This is a genomic window from Mesorhizobium sp. P2_C7 (assembly GCF_056404515.1).
Genome location: NZ_JBFUDW010000022.1, coordinates 1 through 15,523, shown reverse-complemented (window position 1 = coordinate 15,523; position 15,523 = coordinate 1). Strand labels below are relative to the sequence as shown.

The following is a 15,523-nucleotide window of genomic DNA, read 5'->3' as shown; positions in this document are numbered from 1 at the left end:
ATCAGATCTTGAGGCCCAGCCGCTCGACCTCTTCTTTCCTCAGCTTCACATCGTAGTCGAGCAGGAATTCATCGAGTTGCGGCGGCGCGACCGACGTGCCGGAGAGCATCGCGTGCACCTGACCGCGATGGTGGATGTCATGCAGGAAGACATGCGCGAGGATGTCGCCGATCCGCTCGGGGATCAAGCCGTCCTTGCGCCGGTCGGTGACGACCTGACGATCGAGATCGGCCGCCGAGAGCCGGTCGCAAAAAGCGATCAGGCGACGGTCCGCGGCCACCTGTGCGGCAAACAACGCCTGCGGTTCTTCGATTGGCACAAAATCGTCATGGGCGGCAGCACCGACGCCACCCTCTTCGAGAAAATCGAGATAGAGAAGATCGACCGCAAGGATGTGGTTGAGCGTCGCCTCGACCGACGGGAAGAAACTGGTGCGTTCGGCTGCGAATTCGCCGGGCTTGAGCTGCAGAACAGCACGGTACAGCCGATCGTTCGACCAGAGATTGTTGCCGGCCATGCGGCGCAGATGATCCAGCAGGTTCATCCGGCGGACCGAACCAGATACAGACCCGCCCACATAACCGCAAATCCTGCGAGAACGATCAGCAGCAGCCTGTTCATGCGCCGCCGCAAGCCTTGCGTTTCGGCGTCCCGCGCGACTTTCATGTTGGTGATGGTGTGGAACATCATCGCCTTGCGCGGAAAGCCGCTGCGGTTGGTTAGGTCCGGCGAGCGCGCCTCGATGCGGTAGCTCAACCGGATCGCCAGGACGAACACCGCCAGTATGGCAAGCGCCCAGACGCCACTGAGAAGGTAGAATATCTCGCCTGTCATACACTTATCTACAAGCTCAGCTTTTCGCCCGAAAACATCAACAATCCCACCCCGATTAAAGTCAGAGAAAGCCCAATCATGCACCACCACCGTGATTTCGGATTGCTGAAAAACGCGCGCCATAGCTCGTTAGGTCGTGCACTCTGCCCGAGCATGTCCCTGTTGTGAACGTCGTAATCGGTCCTGAAGCTGATCATCCCACCGATAGTCCACGAAACGACCCCGCCAAGAATCAGGACCAATCCGAACGTTGGCAAATTACTCATCCGCGTCCCTCACCTCTCGTATTTCTCGACCTTCTGCTCGATGGCGCCGAAGATCGAATGACCGGTCCTATCCTTCATCTCGATGCGCACCGTGTCGCCGAAGCGCAGGAACGGCGTTTTGGGCGCGCCCGATACAATGGTCTCGATCATGCGCAGTTCGGCGATGCAGGAATAGCCGGCGCCGCCGGCCGAGACAGGCTTGCCTGGCCCGCCGTCGAGCTTGTTGGAGACGGTGCCGGAACCGATGATGGTGCCGGCGGCAAGTGGACGCGTTTTCGCGGCGTGAACGATCAGGGCCGGAAAATCGAAGGTCATGTCGGCGCCCGCATTGGCGCGGCCGAACGGCTTGCCGTTGAGGTCGGCGAGCAGCGGCAGGCTGACCTTGCCGCCATCCCAGGCATCGCCCAATTCATCGGGCGTCACCGCGGCAGGTGAAAACGCCGAGGACGGCTTTGATTGGAAGAAGCCGAAACCCTTGGCGAGTTCCGGCCCGGTGAGCGCGCGCAGCGTCACGTCGTTGACCAGCATCACCAGCCGAATAGCGGCGCGTGCCTCATCGAGGCTGGCGCCCATAGGTACGTCGTCGACAATGACAGCGACTTCCCCCTCCATGTCGATGCCGAAGGCCTCGTCGGCCATGCGGATCGGATCACGCGGCGCGATGAAGGAATCCGAGCCGCCCTGGTAGATCAGCGGGTCGGTCCAGAAACTTGCCGGCATTTCTACGCCGCGCGCTTTCCGCACCAGTTCGACATGGTTCACATAGGCCGAGCCATCGGCCCATTGATAGGCGCGCGGCAGCGGTGAGTGCGCGTCATGCTCGTGGAAGCGCTCCGACGGCACCGCGTTGTTCTCCAGCGATTCCGCTATTGTCGCGAGGTGCGGGGCGATGCGCCGCCAGTCGTCGAGCGCTGCCTGCAGCGTGCGCACCAGGAACGAGGCGTCGGTGAAGCGTGTCAGGTCGCGCGAGACGACGACGAGTTTTCCGTCACGCGTCCCATCCTTCAGTGTGGCAAGCTTCATGCGGTTTCCTCTCCTGTTACGGCTTTGGCGCCGCTTTGGATTTTTGTTTTACGCATTATCTCCAGCGAAAAGCGGTTTCCACTTTTCAGGGTCATGCGAACTCCACAACAAGGCCGTCGCTGGCGATCGTCAAGTCGCCGGCCCATGTTTTCCTGACAGCGGCGATCCAGTCGGCCTCGCCGATCCCGGGATCGTCGGCCGGAATGAGGTGATTGAGCACCAGCCTCTTCACGCCGGCATCGCTGGCGATGCGCCCGGCCTCATCGGCAAAGCTGTGGCTGGCGAGCAGATGTTCCCGCAGCCGCGCGCCATTGCCGGTTTTGGCCACCAGCCGCTCTATGCCTTCCTCCAGCATGGCTTCGTGGACGAGGATGTCGGCGCCTTGGGCAAAATCAGCGAGCGGCGGAAAGAAGGCCGTATCGGTGGAGAACACCACGCCTTTCCCGCCATGCTCGAAGCGCAGCGCAAAGCAGTCGGTCACCGGCGGATGGTCGACGCGCAGCGCTGAAACCTCGAGGCCGTGTTGCTCGACAATCAAGCCTTCGGTGAATTCGTTGATCGAAACCAGCTCGCGAATATCCGGCCGGCCTTCGTCGACGATGCGGATTTCGATGTCGAATTCCATAGCCTCACAAAAGCGCCGCCAGTAATGGCCGGTTCCGGGCGGACCGTACACGCCGACGGACGTGGCCAAACCCGCTGTCCAGGCGGTGTGAACCAGCGGCCCGAGTTCCAGCACATGGTCGGAATGCAGATGCGTGATGAAGATCAGGTCGAGCGCCTTCAGCCCGATTCCGGCGTCGACGAGACCCCGCGTTACGCCAAGCCCGCAGTCGATGACAATGCTGCGACCGCCCATCTGCAGCAGCGACGAACTCGGCCATGGGCCACCCGGCCGCAGCGCCGGGCCGCCCTTCGAGCCCAAAAGCACCAGCCGGTCCGGCATCGGCTCGCCGCTCAAGACCAGTCGCCCTCGGGCGTGCCGTTGAAGCGCTTCTTCAGGTCGGCCCAGCAGTCGATGTAATTGTCCTGCCGGGTTTCCAGTTCGGCGCCGTAGCGGGTCAGCATCTGCGGAAAACGGGTCTCGAACATGAAGGCCATGGTGTTGTCGAGCTTGACCGGTTTCAGGTCCGCGCGCGAGGCCTTTTCGAAGCCAGGAGCATCCGGGCCGTGGGCCAGCATCAGATTGTGCAGGCTGATGCCTCCGGGAACGAAACCCTCCTCCTTGGCGTCATACTGGCCGTGGATCAGGCCCATGAATTCGCTCATGATGTTGCGGTGATACCAGGGCGGCCGGAACGTATCCTCCGCCACCAACCAGCGCGGCGGGAAGATGACGAAGTCAATGTTGGCGGTGCCTTCCTCGCCGCTGGGCGCCGTCAGCACGGTGAAGATCGACGGATCGGGATGATCGAAGAGGATGGCGCCGACCGGCGAAAAGGTGGCCAGATCATATTTATAGGGTGCGTAGTTGCCGTGCCAGGCAACGACGTCCAGCGGCGAGTGGCCGATCTCGGTCACATGGAACTTGCCGCACCATTTCACCGTCAGCCGGCACGGTGTCTCCTTCTCCTCGAACCAGGCGCAAGGCGTCTTGAAGTCGCGCGGATTGGCCAGGCAATTGGCGCCGATCGGGCCACGGTCCGGCAAGGTCAGCTTGGCGCCATAGTTCTCGCAGACATAGCCACGCACTTCGGCATCGACCAGCTCGACCTTGAAGACAAGCCCGCGGGGCAGCACGGCGATCTCGCCGGGCCGAAGCTCGATGACGCCCATCTCGGTGACGAAGCGCAAGGCGCCGACCTGCGGCACGATGAGCAACTCGCCATCGGCGTTGAAGAAATGGTCGTCAACCATCGAGCGGTTGGCGACATAGACGTGGGCCGCCATGCCGGTTTGCCCAAGCACGTCGCCGGCGGTGGTGATGCTGCGCATGCCGGCGATGAAATCGGTCGGCTCCTTCGGCATCGGCACCGGGTTCCAGCGGTACTGGCCGAGCGCCAGCTCGTGGTCGCCGACATTGGGAGCGCTCTTCCACAATGGATAGCTCGCCGGTTTGAAACGGCCGGTGTGCTTCACGCTCGGCCGGATCCGATAGAGCCAGGAGCGCTCATTGGTGCCGCGCGGCGCGGTGAACGGCGAACCGGAAAGCTGCTCGGCATAGAGGCCATAGGCCGGCCGCTGCGGCGAATTCCGTCCCTGCGGCAGCGAGCCGGGCAAGGTTTCAGTTTCGAAGTCGTTGCCGAAGCCCGGCATGTAGGAAAAGGCCATCGCTTCCTCCCGGAATTGACCAAACTGGTTTCATTTGTAACCATCGAAAATGTAACTATCAATGCCAATGCCTCTGCCGGGATGTGCAACCATGGAAATCCTCGACCTGGAAAACTTCCTGCCCTATCGGCTCTATCGCCTGGCCGACGCGGTCAGCCGGGAATTCGCGGGGATATACAAGGACAGCCATGGCCTGACGCGGCCGGAATGGCGCACCCTTTCGGGGCTCGGCCAGCACGGCACGATGACGGCGACAGCCCTCGGCGAGCAATCGGCCATGCACAAGACCAAGGTGTCACGCGCCGTTGCAGAACTCGAAAGGCGGCGCTGGCTGACGCGCACTCCCGATGAAAACGACCGCCGCGTCGAGCATCTGACGCTGACCAAGGCGGGGCTTGCGGCCTATCGCGAGATGGTGCCGCTGGCGAAAGCGTTCGAGCGGGAATTGCTGGCAAAGCTGAGCATGGCAGAGCGGACTGCGATCAGCGATGGATTGACTGCGCTGGAAGCCAAATTGGCCCCGACCAACTCAGCGACAGAGTAACCGCTCTCCGACCTTACTCGACATCCAAAACCTCTCGACTGAGCGACCAATCTTGAGCAACAAACTCGATCGTTTCGTCTCGAAAGTAGAACAAGAAATGCCGTGAACTCGGAGTGTCCGGTGATAGAACCTCCCAATCAAGTTCTTTGACTGCGCGATCTTCGCCGATCACCTCATAGAACTCCCCCCATTCTGGAGCTTGATCGCTGTAGCGGCCTTTGCCTGCGAACCAAGCGTGATCGTTGGTGGCGTCCCATCGCCAACGACTACAGTCAACGAAGCGAAGCGTTCCCTTCTCGCCCTTTTCGGCCTCGTAAGCCCATGGGTTCAAAAGAAAGACAAGTTGAACGCCGTCACCCTCGACGGTTAGCTCGACGTCGGGCGCGTTCGGGTCGGCATTCCAATCGGGGTTCAGGTGCAGGAACTCAATCATGTACAGACATTGCCATGTCGAGAGTGTGGTTTTCCACCCTGCGACCGCCGTCTACCAATCCATCACCACCTTGCCGGAACTGCCGCTGCGCATTGCATCGAAACCGGTCTGGAAGTCGTCGATGCCGATGCGGTGCGTGATCAACCCGGAAACATCGAGCGGGCCCTGCACCAGCGCGATCATCTTGTACCAGGTCTCGAACATTTCGCGGCCGTAGATGCCCTTGAGATGCAGCATCTTGAAGATGACCTTGTTCCAGTCGATCTCGAAGCCGGTGGGCGCAATGCCTAAAATGGCGATCTTGCCGCCATTGTTCATCGTGTCGATCATGTCGCGGAAGGCGGGCGCCGCCCCCGACATTTCGAGACCGACGTCGAAACCCTCGGTCATGCCGAGTACCGGCATGACGTCGCGCAGCTTTTCCTTCGAGGCGTCGACGACGTGCTGCACGCCAAGCTTTTTCGCCAGCGCCAGCCGCACCGGGTTGATGTCGGTGATGACCACCTTGCGCGCGCCGACACATTGCGCCACCAGCGCGCCCATGATGCCGATCGGCCCGGCCCCGGTGACCAGCACATCCTCGCCGACCAGATCGAAGGACAGGGCGGTATGGACCGCATTGCCGAGCGGATCGAAAATCGCGGCGATCTCGTCCGGCACGTCGCCGGGGATCGGCACGACGTTGTGCTGCGGGATCGCCAGATACTCGCCGAAGGCGCCGGGGCGGTTGACGCCGACACCGAGCGTGTTGCGGCACAGATGCCCCCTGCCCGCTCGGCAGTTGCGGCAATGGCCGCAGACGATGTGGCCTTCGCCCGACACGCGCTGGCCGACCTTGTATTCGGTGACCGCGGCGCCGAAATCGGCAACCGTGCCGACGAATTCATGGCCGGTCACCATCGGTACCGGCACCGTCTTCTGCGCCCACTGGTCCCAATTGTAGATGTGGACGTCGGTGCCGCAGATCGCCGTCTTCCTGATCTTGATCAGCACGTCGTTGGGGCCGATCTCCGGCACCGGCACCTCTTCCATCCAGATGCCCGGCTCGGCCTTGGCCTTCACCAGCGCCTTCATCATGTTCGACATGCTTTTGTCCCTTGAATCTCTTGTTCCAAAATCGCTTTGCGATTTCGGCCTTTCAGGAAATCACCCCGAGTTCGCGCCCGACGACGCCGAACGCCTCGACCGCACGGTCGATGTCGGCGCTGGAATGCGCCGCCGACATCTGCGTGCGGATGCGCGCCTGGCCCTTCGGCACCACCGGGAAGGAAAAGCCGATGACATAGATTCCGCGCTTCAGCATGCGCGCCGCCATCTCCTGCGCCAGCGTCGCGTCGCCCAGCATCACCGGAATGATCGGATGATCGGCCCCGGCCAGCGTGAAGCCGAGCTTGCCCATCTGCGACCTGAACCGTGCCGCATTGGCATATAGGCGTTCGCGCAAGGCGTCGCCATTGCGGATCAGGTCGAACACCTTGATCGAGGCGCTGGCGATCGCCGGCATCAGCGTGTTGGAAAAGAGATAGGGCCGCGAGCGCTGGCGCAGCCAGTCGACCACTTGGCTTTTGCCCGATGTGTAACCGCCGGATGCACCGCCGAGCGCCTTGCCGAGCGTGCCGGTGATGATGTCGACCCTGCCCTCGACGCCGCAATGCTCGGCCGAGCCGCGGCCATTCTGGCCGACGAAGCCGACCGCATGGCTGTCGTCGACCATCACCATGGCATCGTATTTGTCGGCGAGGTCGCAGACACCCCTTAGATTGGCGATGATGCCATCCATGGAAAACACACCGTCGGTGGCGATCAGCCGGAAGCGGCAATCCTTCGCCTCCTTCAGCCGCGCTTCGAGGTCGGCCATGTCGTTGTTGGCGTAGCGGAAGCGTTTTGCCTTCGACAGCCGCACGCCGTCGATGATCGAGGCGTGGTTCAGCGCATCGGAAATGATCGCATCGTTCTCGCCGAGGAGTGTCTCGAACAGGCCGCCATTGGCGTCGAAGCAGGAGCCGTAGAGGATGGTGTCCTCCAGGCCGAGGAAGGATGAAATCGTCGCCTCGAGCTGCTTGTGCTCTTCCTGCGTGCCGCAGATGAAGCGCACCGAGGCCATGCCGTAGCCATAGCGGTCGAGCGCCTGGCTGGCCGCCGCACGCAGGTCGGCGCTGTCGGCGAGGCCGAGATAGTTGTTGGCGCAGAAATTAAGCACCTTCTGACCGCCGACCTCGATCTGCGCCGACTGGGTCGAAGAGATCACCCGCTCGGATTTATAGAGGCCGGCCGACTTAAGCCCCGCGAGTTCGCTGTCGATGTGAGAGAGAAATGCTGCGGTCATGATAGGGCCTCGTTTGATGTGGGCCGACTGTCGTCCGGCCCGCGCGAAAAATCCATCGCAAAAACGACCGGATCGGTGGGCATGCGGCCCCGATATGCATCGTCATGCGGCCGCGGAAGCGACGTCACGACAACAGTGCTGGCCGACGACCTCTCAAATGCCGACACAGCGCGAAACCAGCCAATAACCATTTCGCGATCTTTAAGCGTTTCCCCCTCGCCGTCCGGCTGTCGATTTCCAGACCTGTTAACGTTTGCAAGCCAATGGTCCTCGCAACAAGAATCCGTTGGCGAGAGGGCCGCCCCACAACATGTCGCAGCAGCCGGTGCAAACCGTTTCAGGCAAGCTCATACTGCTGATCAAGGCTGGCTACTGGCTGGCCCTGCTGATCATCGCCGCCATGGTGATAGCTTCCTTCATCCTGCTGCAGCAGATGATGGCCACCCAGCAGCACAACAACACCTTGCTCGACATCGTAAGCACGCAAAAGACGCTGTCGCAGCGCATCGTCTTCCTTGCCGGCGCAACGAGTTCTGGTTCGCGTGACAAGCAGCCGGCGCTGGTCAGCGCTCTTAAGCAGGCGACGGCGGAGTTCGAGACGAACTACGATCTGCTGCTCGAGCAGACCAACGCCGACCCGATGTCGCCTGCCCGATTGGACCCGAAATCGACCGAGAGCGTGCTGTTCGCCAAGCCGTTCCATCTTGATTATTTCTCGGTAGGCCTCGTCGCCAATGGCAAGCGGCTGATCTCATCCTTTGAATCCCAGCTGACGGGCGCCAGTGACGGCTACAAGGGCAGCGGCGAGCGCGTCAATCTCGATGCCTCTGTCGCCAACGCGACCTTGTCGGGCTACGCAGCGCTTGGCCAGCGCATTAGCGCCGATGCCGACGAGCGCGCCGAGAAGCTGCTCGCGCTTCACCGCACGCTGTTCTACGCCACCCTCGGCGTGATCGTGCTGGTGGCGCTCTTCATCTTCCGGCCGATGTCGAACGCCATCCTGCGCAAGACGCATGAGCTGATCGACGCACGCAATTCCATGGCCTTCATCGCGGTGCACGACGGCCTCACCGGCCTGCACAACCGCACGTTCCTGACCGATCATTTCGATACGCTGATCAAGGGCTCGCAACGGCGTCGTGAGCGGCTTGCCGTCGTCCAGCTCGACCTCGACCGGTTCAAGCAGATCAACGATACACTCGGCCACGCCGCCGGCGACTATGTGCTGGTCGTCACGGCGCAGCGCATGCGCGATTCCTGCCGGGCATCGGACCTGTGCGTACGCCTGGGCGGCGACGAGTTCGTCATGATCCTCGGCGGCGCCGGCGGCACCGAAGACATCAACATGCTGGCGCGGCGTATCCTGGCCCACATCAACGAGCCGATCATCTTTCAGGGCACGACCATTCTTCCGGGCGCCAGCGCCGGCATCGCCGTCTACCCGGTCGACGCCGACAATGCGCAGGACCTGCTGGTCCACGCCGATCTGGCACTCTACTCTGCCAAGAAACTAGGAGGCAGCAACTTCTCGTTCTTCTCCGAAGAGTTGCGCCGGGAGCTCGACTATCGCAAGCAGCTCGAGCACGACATCAAGATCGCCATCGCGGACCGGGCGTTCCAGGTCTATTTCCAGCCGCAGGTCTCGTTGACCGACGGCACGATCAGCGGCATCGAGGCGCTGGTGCGCTGGAACCATGCCGAGCGCGGCATGATCTCACCCGGCGAATTCATTCCGGTCGCCGAGAAATGCGGCTTCATGCCGGAGATCGGCCGCATCGTCATCAGCAAGGCGATCAACGGAGCCGCCGAATGGAACCGCGCCGGCATTGCCTTTGGGCGGCTTGCCGTCAATGTTTCAGGCACCGAACTGCGCGAGCACGACTTCGATGCGTTCCTGTTCGAGACGCTGGAGAAGGCTGGGCTGCCGCCGCAGAAACTGTCGCTGGAAATCGTCGAGTCCGTCATTCTCGATGACGAGAAGACCGGTATCGCCGCCAAGCTGCGCCATATCAGGGCAGCCGGCGTCCATCTCGAACTCGATGATTTCGGCACCGGCTATGCATCGCTCAGCCATGTCAATCCCAACGAGATCGACCGGCTGAAGATCGACCGCCGCTTCGTCCAGAACATCCATGAGAATGGCGACAACTCGAAGATCGTGCGTGCCATCACCGAGCTGGCGCGTGGCCTTGGCATCTCGATCGTTGCCGAAGGCGCTGAAACCGAGGCCGAGCTCGATTCGCTGATGGCAATCGGCTGCGATCAGGTGCAGGGCTATTCCATCGCCTTCCCGATGCCGCAGGACAAGGCGCTGGAATGGCTGACGGCCCGCATGCCGAAGAAGGCCAGGCTGACGGTGCTGCAGGGAAGCCTGGCGTAGGCGCTGCACAAAGCCCGTCGCGCTCGAGCGGAGACATCCGACGCGCTTTGCGTCCCTGTTTTCTCCATGTCGTTGCCCCAAAACCGCTGCGCACTTTTGGGCGACATGCACCGCCCGCCTTGACAAGCCGTTGTGGACATGGCGGCCTGCCGTCATCGCAACCTGATAGTGCGGGTGATGACACCGTTTCGGATTGTCCTGGCGGCACTGCTGATTTTTGCGTTCTCCGCCCATGGGGCGGATCGCACAATCTATCTCACCTTTGACGATGGCCCGCTGAACGGCACCAGCAACATCCTCGACGTGCTGGAAGCCGAGCAGGTTCCGGCGACCATGTTCATGGTCGGCATGCATGCGCAAGCAAGCGCCGCCAACAGGGCGCTCGTCCAGCGCGCCAAACAGCTTCCGCTGGTTACACTCGGCAACCACAGCTACAGCCACGCCAACAACCGCTACCAGCATTACTACGCCGACACCGAAGGCGTCGTCGCCGACATGATGCGGGCAAACGCGGTGCTCGGCCTGAAGCCGGTGGTGCATGCCCGCCTGCCGGGGCGCGACGTGTTCAGACTGCCCTCGATGTCGAAGAACGACACTTCGCTTGGCCTGGCCCAGGAGGGCCGCGAGGAGCCCGACTATGAGTTTGTCGCGGCCTCAGGCTTTTATTTCTACGGCTGGGACCATGAATGGGTGCACAAGGACAGCGGCGAGCCGGTGCAGAGCGTCGACCATCTGGTCAGCGAGATCGATCACCTGTTCGGCTACGGCCGCTTCGTCAAGCCGCACAAGCTGATCCTGCTGATGCATGACGAGATGTTCCAGGACAGTTTCGACGGCAAGACCAAGCTGACCAACCTGATCACCGCACTGAAGCTGCGCCGCTACACCTTTGGCGCAATCCAGAGCTACGACGACTGAGCCTGCCCTAGCTTTCCACATTGGCCCGCAAGGCCGCCAGCACCTGTGCGAACTCCGCCAAGCGCTCGTCGGAAAGCCCCACCCGCAGCCGCTTGTCGAAAACTAGCGCTGCCTTGCGCAATGTCTCGAACATCGCTTCTCCGGCTTGAGTCAATTCGACCAGGTGAACCCGGCGATTGACGGGATCGCGGCGGCGCGTCAGCAGGCCCTGCGTCTCCATCGCGTTGAGATGGTGTGTCAGCGTCGCGCCCTGGATGCCGATCATGCCGGCAAGCTCGCGCTGGTTGGCAAGCTTGCTCGACTTGACCGACAGCAGAGTGAGCCAGACAGGCAACGTGCCGCCAGCCTCGACCAGGGCAGCGTCAAAAGCCTGGGCAACCAGCTTGGCGGTACGGCCGAGATTCATGCCGACTGGCGGGCGTTCAAAGGGCGTCATCACAAGACACTAGAACAAGGGAAAGGCCGATGGAACTGGCCGTGGTTTATACATTGACACCTAACCGTTAGATATCTAACTATATCATATTGACGCACGAAGGAGGAGAATCCGGTCATGCAGTACGTCTACATCGTCGTTATCGGCCTTCACGTCATGGCGGGCGTATTCTGGGCAGGCACGACGATCACGCTGGCGCGCGATCCCGATATCCGTGCCGAGCGCTTCATCCAGCCGCAAATGGGTGCGGCCGGCATGGTTTTCCTGACCGGAGCGCTGCTCTGGTATTTCTTCCACGGCGCCTATTTCGGCTCGATGGAAATGGTGCTGGCGCTTGGCATCCTGACCGCTTTCGCCGCCGCGGGCGTGCTCGGCGCCATGGTCAGGGCGCCCAGCCGGTGGCTTGCCGGCGCAAGTGCGGAAACCGAAACGCAACTGCGCGCCAGAATGGCGACGGGCGAGCGCATCGCCGCGCGGCTGCTGGTCGTCACCGTGCTCTGCATGGCCGTCGCCAGGATGGTCTGAGACGCAGCAACTCACAGAATCGTACGTTGTCTGGCGACAAGCCAATGACGTGCGGGCGCGCGGCCTGACCGACGTACACGGGCTCTCGTACGCAGGGCCGACCGCGCGCCACCAACGATGCCGGGGCACTTTTCGGTCCGATGGTTCAGATCCTATTTAATGATCGGATTCGTCCGAAAACCGCTGCGCGCTTTTCGGTCCGGTGCTAATGAGCGGCAAATTCGAAGGAATGCTGCCCATGACCGTCACCAAGAACCTTACCCAGCTCGGCGCACACGTCGAGACGCCCCAGAGCCCCGATCAAGCGGTGCTGGAGACCGTGCCATTTACGCGCGGCGACGGCCCGCCCGCAATCGTGCGCTTCACCTGCCCGGAATTCACCTCGCTGTGCCCGGTCACCGGCCAGCCGGACTTCGCCCATATCGTCATCGACTACGCCCCCGATGCGCTGCTGGTGGAATCGAAGTCGCTGAAACTGTTCATGACCTCATTTCGCAACCACGGCGCCTTCCATGAAGAATGCACCGTCATGATCGGCCGCCGCATCGTGGCGGCAACCAAGCCGCTGTGGCTGCGCATCGGCGGCTACTGGTTCCCGCGCGGAGGCATTCCGATCGACGTGTTCTGGCAGACCGGCGCGCCGCCGGAAGGCGCCTGGTTGCCCGATACCGGAGTGGCGCCCTATCGCGGGCGCGGCTAATGCATGTCACCCAAAACTGACGCCGGTTTTGAGGCAACGGCATACATAAAAACAAAGACTTAAGGCGCGTCGCCTGAATCCGTTTCAACGCGATGCGCGTTTGGTCTCCCGCTCATTCGCACTGATATTGGCTGAGCGCCCATTCGCCGGTCACCGACAACAGGTCCGATATCTTCCAGTCGCCGTCGACCTTGCTGAACTTCCATTCCAGCCGGTGCGGGTTGCCGGCGACAACGAAGGCGACAATGACCTTGGCCTTGTCACCATTGATCGCTTCAAGCGTCTTCAGGCTCTTGTCGATCTCGGCTTTGTCATAGTTCGCGTTGTCGAGCGCCATGTTGGGGTCGAGGCATTCGCCCTGTCCCGATTTGCGCAAGGCGTCGCTCTTGTCGAGAACGGTTTTCGCCGGATCGATGAAATGGCTGCGCTGCGCCGGATCGAGTTCGAGCCCGACCTGATCGTAAAATGGCCGCACCACCGCCGTCGGCGATCCCGGCTGGATGGGTGCGGCGGGCTCGCTGGGCGGCCATGCCACTGGTGGCGTTGCGGGTTCCACCGCACCGCCGGGCGCATTTGCAGGTGGCGCTCCGCTGTCGCCCGGAGCGGTGTCGGCCGGCGCGTTTGCCGGCGGCGCACCGAACAGCCCTTGCGCGGCGGCGCCGCTCGGACCCGCTGCCAGCAGGCACATGGCCGATAGTGCCAGGATCCGGCGACGGACCATCGCCTTCACTCCGGCGTCTGGCCGGCCACGCATTCCAGCGCGCTGAGCTTCCAGTCGCTGGTCTTGGAGGCAATGTCCGATATCTTCCACTTGCCGTCGATCTTCTTGAGCGACCAGACCATGTCACGTTTCGAGTCATCGCCTTCTGCAAAAAGGCTGAAGGACGCCGTAACCTCGGCGGTGTCACCATCCATCTTCTCGGACAGTTTCAGCGTTTTAGAGACAGTCTTCTGATCGAAGTCCTGCGCATCCAGGCCAGGATCGAAATCGATGCAGGCGACCTCGTCAGGGTTCTTTTTCGTTGCCTGGTCGTTCAGGTTGAACAGGTTCGTCACCGGCTCGGTGAACCGATCCCGGTATTGCTCATCAGCCTCGAATTTGACCGCCGGCACATAGAAGAACTTCACCGCATCGGACGCTGGTCCGGCGAAGGCAGCCGCGGGCAAGGCTATCGAAAGGGCGGCAACGAGCACTGTCGGTCTCATGCAGAATCTCCGGCTGATGGCTTGAAGCTATCAATACCACGCATCCTGCATATCGACTTTTTTGCGGCTCATGAAGTCCTGCAGCGCCAGCCCCAGGCGCCCCGCCAGACATTCTGGAGGTTCGCAAAAGCACTTCCGCGGTCAACTGCCGACGACACTGGCAGATACAATCGCCGCGAACATCACAGGATCCTCAGCCTCCGAAAGTCGCGACAGGTGCTTTGAGCCGGGAGCGCTCAGGCTTGACACCGAGCCCTGGCATCTGCGGGACGCTTATATGCCCGTTTTCGATGACGACGGGGTTTACCGGGTCGGTATGCCCTTCGATGTATTCCTGCGCGATCCAGGCGCCCTCAAAACGGCTCGGCTCGACGGTAGCGGCGAGGTGCACGCAGGCCGCGGCGATGACGTCCCCACCCCAGGCATCGTCGCAGCTGTGCGGGAGCGATCGTATCGCACACAGGTCGCGGACCGTGACCATCTTGGTAAGGCCACCAAGGCGGGTGACCTTCAATCCGAATCCGTCCGCGATACCTGAAGAAACTGCCCGCAGGACGGCATTCAAATCCTCGGTATTCTCATCGAGGTAGACCGGATGGGTCACGCGTCCCTTGAGACTGGCGACTTCCTCCATGGTGTTGCAAGGCTGTTCGAACACGAACGGGATTGCCTGGCAAAGCCGATCGATGTGCAGCGCCGCAGCGGCGGTGAGGCCTCGATTGGCGTCGACGGCTATCCGGGCCTTGAAGCCAACCACTTCCCATACCTTGTGCACGGTGGCGACGTCTTGCTCGAGATCCTGTCCGCCTATCTTGATCTGAAGTCGTGGGTATCCGGCCTTGACCTTGTCGACGGCAATACGCGCCGTCTCGTCCGGTGCACCGACAATAGTCGAGTAGTAAGACGGCACACGATCGGTGAGCGCCCCGCCCAGAAGTGTTGAAACCGGAACACCCAGCCGCAGGCCGGCGAGGTCGAGGAGGGCTATGTCCAAGGCCGCCTTGGCATAGTTGTGACCGTTCAACCGCTCGTCCATTCTTTTCGCGAGGCGGCGCATGGACGCAGTGTCCTCACCAATGAGTCCAGGCGCTATTTCGGCAATTGCCGCTCGCGCACCCAGGGCATGTTGGGGTTGATAAACAGGGCCGACCGGGCACGTCTCACCCCAGCCTGACAGTCCGTCTTCGGTGGTCACTTCAACGAGTGTGCTATCCAGAGTCTGCACGGTATCGCTGGCCATCCGGTAGGCGCCGCCTTTGACAGGCAGAAGGACCTGATAGACTTTGATCGACTCGATGCGCATACGGACCTCAGCCCCCTTCGTGCCAAGCGATTCAGGCCATCTTGCCATCCGGGTGCATGGCGGCGTTCTCGGTCACAAACATGGATCGAACTGCTGTGCTCAAGTCCGCACGTTGTGCTTGCGCTTCATGAAGTCCTTGGCGGTCTCGACCGCCACCGCGGCGTCGCGGCAATAGGCGTCGGCGCCGACGGCCTTGCCGAATTCCTCGTTCAGCGGCGCACCGCCGACCAGCACGACATAATCGTCGCGGATGCCCTTTTCCTTCATCGTGTCGATGACGACCTTCATGTAGGGCATGGTCGTGGTCAGCAGTGCCGACATGCCGATGATGTCGGGCTGGTGCTGTTCGATCGCATCG

Annotated in this window: 18 protein-coding genes; 5 read left to right on the top strand and 13 right to left on the bottom strand. The window is 61.8% G+C overall.

The window, feature by feature from the left end:
* Position 1: 1 nt before the first annotated feature.
* The 5 genes from AC1D2G_RS32080 to hmgA form a co-directional block, all read right to left on the bottom strand.
* Positions 2 to 544 carry a DinB family protein gene (locus AC1D2G_RS32080; protein ID WP_477419048.1) on the bottom strand — a complete coding sequence of 181 codons (543 nt, stop codon included), beginning with the start codon at positions 542 to 544 and terminating at the stop codon, positions 2 to 4.
* On the bottom strand, positions 541 to 834 hold the full coding sequence (locus tag AC1D2G_RS32075) for a hypothetical protein (protein ID WP_477419046.1): 294 nt from the start codon (positions 832 to 834) through the stop codon (positions 541 to 543). The genes AC1D2G_RS32080 and AC1D2G_RS32075 overlap by 4 nt, the downstream gene beginning before the upstream one ends.
* Positions 835 to 1,109: 275 nt before the next feature.
* The gene (locus tag AC1D2G_RS32070; protein ID WP_477419044.1) at positions 1,110 to 2,123 is read right to left on the bottom strand and encodes a fumarylacetoacetate hydrolase family protein; all 1,014 of its coding nucleotides are present in this window, start codon (positions 2,121 to 2,123) and stop codon (positions 1,110 to 1,112) included.
* Positions 2,124 to 2,214: 91 nt separating this feature from the next.
* A complete protein-coding gene (locus tag AC1D2G_RS32065) occupies positions 2,215 to 3,069 on the bottom strand; it encodes an MBL fold metallo-hydrolase (protein ID WP_477419103.1) in 855 nt (284 codons plus the stop codon).
* Between the two features lie 11 nt (positions 3,070 to 3,080).
* The gene (gene hmgA, locus AC1D2G_RS32060) at positions 3,081 to 4,394 is read right to left on the bottom strand and encodes a homogentisate 1,2-dioxygenase (protein ID WP_477419042.1); all 1,314 of its coding nucleotides are present in this window, start codon (positions 4,392 to 4,394) and stop codon (positions 3,081 to 3,083) included.
* Positions 4,395 to 4,485: 91 nt separating this feature from the next.
* Here hmgA and AC1D2G_RS32055 point away from each other — a divergent pair, with 91 nt between their 5' ends.
* Positions 4,486 to 4,938 (top strand): MarR family winged helix-turn-helix transcriptional regulator, encoded by a 453-nt coding sequence (locus tag AC1D2G_RS32055; protein WP_477419040.1) that lies wholly within the window; start codon positions 4,486 to 4,488, stop codon positions 4,936 to 4,938.
* 13 nt (positions 4,939 to 4,951) lie between these two features.
* Here AC1D2G_RS32055 and AC1D2G_RS32050 read toward each other — a convergent pair whose 3' ends face one another.
* Genes AC1D2G_RS32050 through AC1D2G_RS32040 form a run of 3 tightly spaced genes read right to left on the bottom strand, consistent with a single transcriptional unit; the run spans position 4,952 to position 7,697 of the window.
* A complete protein-coding gene (locus tag AC1D2G_RS32050; RefSeq protein ID WP_477419038.1) occupies positions 4,952 to 5,371 on the bottom strand; it encodes a hypothetical protein in 420 nt (139 codons plus the stop codon).
* Between the two features lie 51 nt (positions 5,372 to 5,422).
* Positions 5,423 to 6,457: an L-threonine 3-dehydrogenase gene (gene tdh, locus AC1D2G_RS32045; protein WP_477419036.1), complete on the bottom strand. Its 1,035-nt coding sequence runs from the start codon at positions 6,455 to 6,457 to the stop codon at positions 5,423 to 5,425.
* A gap of 52 nt (positions 6,458 to 6,509) precedes the next feature.
* The gene (locus AC1D2G_RS32040) at positions 6,510 to 7,697 is read right to left on the bottom strand and encodes a glycine C-acetyltransferase (protein ID WP_477419034.1); all 1,188 of its coding nucleotides are present in this window, start codon (positions 7,695 to 7,697) and stop codon (positions 6,510 to 6,512) included.
* A 310-nt stretch (positions 7,698 to 8,007) separates the two neighbouring features.
* On the opposite strand from AC1D2G_RS32040, the gene AC1D2G_RS32035 reads away from it, so the two are divergent.
* A complete protein-coding gene (locus tag AC1D2G_RS32035; RefSeq protein ID WP_477419032.1) occupies positions 8,008 to 10,077 on the top strand; it encodes a putative bifunctional diguanylate cyclase/phosphodiesterase in 2,070 nt (689 codons plus the stop codon).
* 177 nt (positions 10,078 to 10,254) lie between these two features.
* Positions 10,255 to 10,995 (top strand): polysaccharide deacetylase family protein, encoded by a 741-nt coding sequence (locus AC1D2G_RS32030; RefSeq protein WP_477419030.1) that lies wholly within the window; start codon positions 10,255 to 10,257, stop codon positions 10,993 to 10,995.
* Positions 10,996 to 11,002: 7 nt separating this feature from the next.
* Here the strand turns inward: AC1D2G_RS32030 and AC1D2G_RS32025 are convergent, their stop codons facing one another.
* Positions 11,003 to 11,431 (bottom strand): MarR family winged helix-turn-helix transcriptional regulator, encoded by a 429-nt coding sequence (locus AC1D2G_RS32025; RefSeq protein WP_477419029.1) that lies wholly within the window; start codon positions 11,429 to 11,431, stop codon positions 11,003 to 11,005.
* Between the two features lie 117 nt (positions 11,432 to 11,548).
* Between AC1D2G_RS32025 and AC1D2G_RS32020 the strand changes: the two genes are divergently transcribed.
* Both AC1D2G_RS32020 and queF read left to right on the top strand, forming a co-directional pair.
* Positions 11,549 to 11,956: a hypothetical protein gene (locus AC1D2G_RS32020; RefSeq protein ID WP_477419028.1), complete on the top strand. Its 408-nt coding sequence runs from the start codon at positions 11,549 to 11,551 to the stop codon at positions 11,954 to 11,956.
* Positions 11,957 to 12,194: 238 nt separating this feature from the next.
* Complete coding sequence (gene queF, locus AC1D2G_RS32015; RefSeq protein ID WP_095086672.1) at positions 12,195 to 12,656, top strand: preQ(1) synthase; 462 nt, start codon at positions 12,195 to 12,197, stop codon at positions 12,654 to 12,656.
* Between the two features lie 112 nt (positions 12,657 to 12,768).
* Here queF and AC1D2G_RS32010 read toward each other — a convergent pair whose 3' ends face one another.
* The 4 genes from AC1D2G_RS32010 to AC1D2G_RS31995 form a co-directional block, all read right to left on the bottom strand.
* The gene (locus tag AC1D2G_RS32010; RefSeq protein WP_477419026.1) at positions 12,769 to 13,377 is read right to left on the bottom strand and encodes a hypothetical protein; all 609 of its coding nucleotides are present in this window, start codon (positions 13,375 to 13,377) and stop codon (positions 12,769 to 12,771) included.
* Positions 13,378 to 13,382: 5 nt separating this feature from the next.
* Positions 13,383 to 13,862, bottom strand: coding sequence for a DUF3828 domain-containing protein (locus AC1D2G_RS32005; protein ID WP_477419024.1), 480 nt, complete (start codon positions 13,860 to 13,862; stop codon positions 13,383 to 13,385).
* A 193-nt stretch (positions 13,863 to 14,055) separates the two neighbouring features.
* Positions 14,056 to 15,165 (bottom strand): mandelate racemase/muconate lactonizing enzyme family protein, encoded by a 1,110-nt coding sequence (locus AC1D2G_RS32000; protein ID WP_477419022.1) that lies wholly within the window; start codon positions 15,163 to 15,165, stop codon positions 14,056 to 14,058.
* 99 nt (positions 15,166 to 15,264) lie between these two features.
* Positions 15,265 to 15,523 (bottom strand): cobalamin-dependent protein (locus AC1D2G_RS31995; RefSeq protein WP_477419020.1); only part of this gene is annotated, 259 nt, incomplete at its 5' end.

Bases quoted from the DNA above. Each gene is read 5' to 3' on its own strand.
- AC1D2G_RS32055 (WP_477419040.1), top strand. From the start codon at position 4,486: ATGGAAATCCTCGACCTGGAAAACTTCCTGCCCTATCGGCTCTATCGC.
- AC1D2G_RS32025 (WP_477419029.1), bottom strand. From the start codon at position 11,431: ATGACGCCCTTTGAACGCCCGCCAGTCGGCATGAATCTCGGCCGTACC.
- AC1D2G_RS32000 (WP_477419022.1), bottom strand. From the start codon at position 15,165: ATGCGCATCGAGTCGATCAAAGTCTATCAGGTCCTTCTGCCTGTCAAA.
- hmgA (WP_477419042.1), bottom strand. From the start codon at position 4,394: ATGGCCTTTTCCTACATGCCGGGCTTCGGCAACGACTTCGAAACTGAA.
- AC1D2G_RS32035 (WP_477419032.1), top strand. From the start codon at position 8,008: ATGTCGCAGCAGCCGGTGCAAACCGTTTCAGGCAAGCTCATACTGCTG.
- queF (WP_095086672.1), top strand. From the start codon at position 12,195: ATGACCGTCACCAAGAACCTTACCCAGCTCGGCGCACACGTCGAGACG.
- AC1D2G_RS32065 (WP_477419103.1), bottom strand. From the start codon at position 3,069: ATGCCGGACCGGCTGGTGCTTTTGGGCTCGAAGGGCGGCCCGGCGCTG.
- AC1D2G_RS32050 (WP_477419038.1), bottom strand. From the start codon at position 5,371: ATGATTGAGTTCCTGCACCTGAACCCCGATTGGAATGCCGACCCGAAC.
- AC1D2G_RS32075 (WP_477419046.1), bottom strand. From the start codon at position 834: ATGACAGGCGAGATATTCTACCTTCTCAGTGGCGTCTGGGCGCTTGCC.
- AC1D2G_RS32020 (WP_477419028.1), top strand. From the start codon at position 11,549: ATGCAGTACGTCTACATCGTCGTTATCGGCCTTCACGTCATGGCGGGC.
- AC1D2G_RS32070 (WP_477419044.1), bottom strand. From the start codon at position 2,123: ATGAAGCTTGCCACACTGAAGGATGGGACGCGTGACGGAAAACTCGTC.
- AC1D2G_RS32080 (WP_477419048.1), bottom strand. From the start codon at position 544: ATGAACCTGCTGGATCATCTGCGCCGCATGGCCGGCAACAATCTCTGG.
- AC1D2G_RS32030 (WP_477419030.1), top strand. From the start codon at position 10,255: ATGACACCGTTTCGGATTGTCCTGGCGGCACTGCTGATTTTTGCGTTC.
- AC1D2G_RS32040 (WP_477419034.1), bottom strand. From the start codon at position 7,697: ATGACCGCAGCATTTCTCTCTCACATCGACAGCGAACTCGCGGGGCTT.
- AC1D2G_RS32010 (WP_477419026.1), bottom strand. From the start codon at position 13,377: ATGGTCCGTCGCCGGATCCTGGCACTATCGGCCATGTGCCTGCTGGCA.
- AC1D2G_RS32005 (WP_477419024.1), bottom strand. From the start codon at position 13,862: ATGAGACCGACAGTGCTCGTTGCCGCCCTTTCGATAGCCTTGCCCGCG.
- tdh (WP_477419036.1), bottom strand. From the start codon at position 6,457: ATGTCGAACATGATGAAGGCGCTGGTGAAGGCCAAGGCCGAGCCGGGC.